Source organism: Cytophagia bacterium CHB2, assembly GCA_030263535.1.
Lineage (GTDB): Bacteria > Zhuqueibacterota > Zhuqueibacteria > Zhuqueibacterales > Zhuqueibacteraceae > Coneutiohabitans.
In genome coordinates this window covers 1-3,314 of sequence record SZPB01000527.1, presented here as the reverse complement: position 1 = coordinate 3,314, position 3,314 = coordinate 1, and the positions used below count along the sequence as shown (strand labels likewise).

Annotated in this window: 3 protein-coding genes; all 3 read right to left on the bottom strand. The window is 50.8% G+C overall.

What is annotated here, in order from left to right; all coding sequences use genetic code 11:
• The coding region (locus FBQ85_28410; GenBank protein ID MDL1879056.1) for an HlyD family efflux transporter periplasmic adaptor subunit at nt 1-1,216 on the bottom strand (1,216 nt) is incomplete at its 3' end.
• A 63-nt stretch (nt 1,217-1,279) separates the two neighbouring features.
• Nucleotides 1,280-2,575, bottom strand: a complete 1,296-nt coding sequence (locus FBQ85_28405; protein MDL1879055.1) for a TolC family protein — start codon at nt 2,573-2,575, stop codon at nt 1,280-1,282.
• Nucleotides 2,576-2,685: 110 nt separating this feature from the next.
• Complete coding sequence (locus tag FBQ85_28400; protein ID MDL1879054.1) at nt 2,686-3,138, bottom strand: hypothetical protein; 453 nt, start codon at nt 3,136-3,138, stop codon at nt 2,686-2,688.
• Nucleotides 3,139-3,314 lie beyond the last annotated feature (176 nt).

Sequence of the window (3,314 nt, the reverse complement as noted above, 5' to 3'; positions counted from 1 at the left end):
CGATCTCGAAAATAGTTGGAACGGTGCGCGATTTTTCATCAACGCTGCTACCGGTGGAAATCAATTTACCATTGAGTTGATCGACGCGAAATTCTTGCTCGTAACCTTCTACTTTGAAAGAAGCGCCTGTGGCCGCTTCTACGCGTGCGAGGAGCGCCAGTGGAATATTCGCTTTAAGCCAAACGCGTTTGGGGTTGCTGATAGTAAAAAGTCTTTCACCGGTTTCAACAGTTTCGCCGAGATGAAAATGAATTCCTTCGATGACGCCGGCAATCGGCGCTTTGAGATGAAAATGCGGCGTATTGTTGTCACCGTTTTTTTCAGCGCCGAAATCGACTTGCTGCGCGATGACCTCGTAACCGGCACGCTTCGCTTCGAATCGCAATTTCGCTTCCTCAAGTCGGTTTTGGGAAATTGCCTGTTTCTCAAAAAGGCGCTGGGCGCGCTCAAACTCCGCCTTGGACAGCAGATATTCATTGCGAACGTTGTTGAGGCCGGCTTCAGTGTTGGCGGGCGGTGAGATCACCGCAAGCACGGCACCCTTTTGCACCCACGCGCCCACCGAAGACAGATTGGAATTTTGATCGGCGAGAATAACGCCATTCACCAACGCGGGAACTTCGGCGTGCCATTGCGCCTTCGGCAAAATTTCACCGACCGCTTTTACCGAGCCGGCGAGCATGCGCTTCTGCGCCGGTTCGGTGCGGAAATCAATTTTCCATTGTTGCTCTTTGAGAAACGTAATCAGTTCTTCGCTCGCCGCGGCTGCTTCGTCGTGCGGAATGGCGGCCTCGTCGCCAAAGACGCGCACGTTCGGCACGTGAATGACATCCTCAACCTGCTGTCCTTCAAGCCGCAACTCCATATCATAAACACCGGCTTCAGAAAATTGAACGAGCGGCCGGAAGATACCGGGATGGCTCGGTGATTCCGCGACGACAGTAACGTCACCGCCGCCGGCTTTTTGGAAAAAGCACGTGAGTCGGCCTTGCGTCACCGCTTTAAAATCTTTCATATCGGAAAGATGCACGGCGAATGCTGCCTCTTGCCCGACGATGAGCGCCGGATATTCCATAAACAACTCAGTTTTTTCCGCCCACAGCGTGACGGAAGTTCCTTCATGTTCGTGTTCGGTTGTGGCTTCATCGTGGCTGTGGCAGCCGAGGCCAAGGGCAAAGAGGAATAGGCAAAAAGCGAAACGAATAAGATGTGACATGGTTTTTCCTCAAAAATGTTTGGGACACAAAAATGAAAGCTTTCAAAAATATTTTTCGGCCTTTCAATTTTGTGTCCAGATCACGGTTGCGGCGACTTTCTCCAATTCGAACATGCTCAGTTGATATTTTAACAATAAATCAAATCGGGTTTGAAAGGCTTCGCTGTAAGCGCGCACGCCGTCAAGCAATTCGATGAGCGACATTTCACCCTCGGCATACGAGAACTGTGCGATCAGCAGCACGGATTCCGGCTGTTCGACGGCGCGTGCGTCCAACAATTCACCGTAGAGGCGATAGCGGTCGTAAGCTTGGCGCACTTCCAGCGCGATTTGTTTTTCCAACAAACCCGTTGCCGTGATCTGTTGCTCATGAGCGGCGCGGGCGCTGCGCACTTCGCCTTGATTGCGGTCGAAGAGCGGAAAGCCGAGATTGACCTGCACCACCGCGCCTTTGAAATCATCTACCTGCTTTTTGTAACCGGCGGAAACGCTGGCCTGCGGCAAACGTTGCCATTTGGCCGCGCTCAATGCCGCTTGTTTGCTGCGCGACATGGCACGCGCCGCTTGCAGATCGGGACGATTTTGCAGCGCGTGGGCAAGCAGCTTTTCAAAATTAGGAGCGGGCGAAGTCGGACTTTCACTTCGGCCTATTGTGTTGTCTTGAAAATCGTTGTTGTGAAAGTCCGACTTCACGCCGATTAGCTCAAACTGCATCTCGCTCTGCGTCGGGTCGAGCAGAAAAGCCAGTCGTCGCTGGCCGTTGATGAATTCCGCCTGCGCTTCGCTGGCGGCCTTTTGGTAGCGTTGATGTTCGAGCGCGATGCGCTGCTGTTCGTAACCGGAGATGTCGCCATCGGTCAAACGAATTTTGCCGGCAGTCGCGGCCTGCTGGAAAACGGCGGCTGCTTTATGCCAAGCTTCGTAACTTTGTGCGGCGTAGTAGCATTCGACAAACGCTTTTTGCGCCTCGAATTTGACGAGACGTTGCACATTGGCAAGAGAGAGGTTCTCTGCCTCAACTTGGGCGTTTGCCGCATTCACTTGCGGCCAACGATTCCATAGAAAATTCAGCGGTAGGCCGGTGGAAAAGATCTCTTCACCGCCTTTCTGTCCGCTGAGATCGAGGTCTTCTTTGTAATAGGAAAGCACGGGATTGGGCAACAGACCGGCGGTGGTTTTCTGTCCCAACGCCTGCTCGATCTCATAACGCTGAATGTGCAATGCCGGATAATTTTCCAGCGCGCGCGCAACGGCCTGTTGCAGGGTTAAAGTTTGCGTCGACTTCGTCTCTTGTGGAATTGCAACAATGGAAAATCCAAGCAAGAAAAAAAGGCAAGCGACGGGGTGAATATGCTTCAAGGCAAAATCCTCCGCTTGTTTACATTTTAGAAAAGGAAATAATGCTCCGATAATCTCTTGCGAGATTCATTCAGTCAAATCGGAAAAATTAAAAATAGAGGAGAGGAAACTCAGGCAAGCGGAGGCGAGAGGCCTGTTGCGGTCAGCGCGAAATAGTCTCGAACGAGTTGAAGTGGTGTAAGTTTGAGGACAATTTTGACGACAGAATTGGGGGTAGAATTTTCAACAAAGGGCGCGGCAAAGAAATCAATCTGCGGCACAAATTTGCCGGGAATGAAAATTTGTGCGAAATGAACTGCGATAGAAGCATGCATCTTATCGAACAGAGAGGAACCTTCGAGAAGATGCAAGCTTTCTCGGGAACTATGATGATCTTGTTCAAACTCCGGAGCATGAGAAGCAACCGCCGGAATATGTGAATGGTAAAATTCACCCTTTACGCCGGCGTGGTCATGCCCGGGATGCTGATGAAACCATAGCGTGAGCAGGCAAGTAGCGAAATGCGCAATCACGCACACAACGGCAAATGAGCGTCTGGTAGCTTGTCGAAAAAAGAAACTCATAGGCTTTAAAATATAAAGTTTACTTCGAAAAGCAACTATCATTCATGATAATTTTGAGGCAACGGGGGCATCATGAACGAGCCGCCTCTTGACTATGAAATAAAAGCAAAAGCTGTTGGCTGGTTGCTTAATATGACAGTTTTGTGTTAAAAGCCTTTGCTTCAGCGATCGGCCAA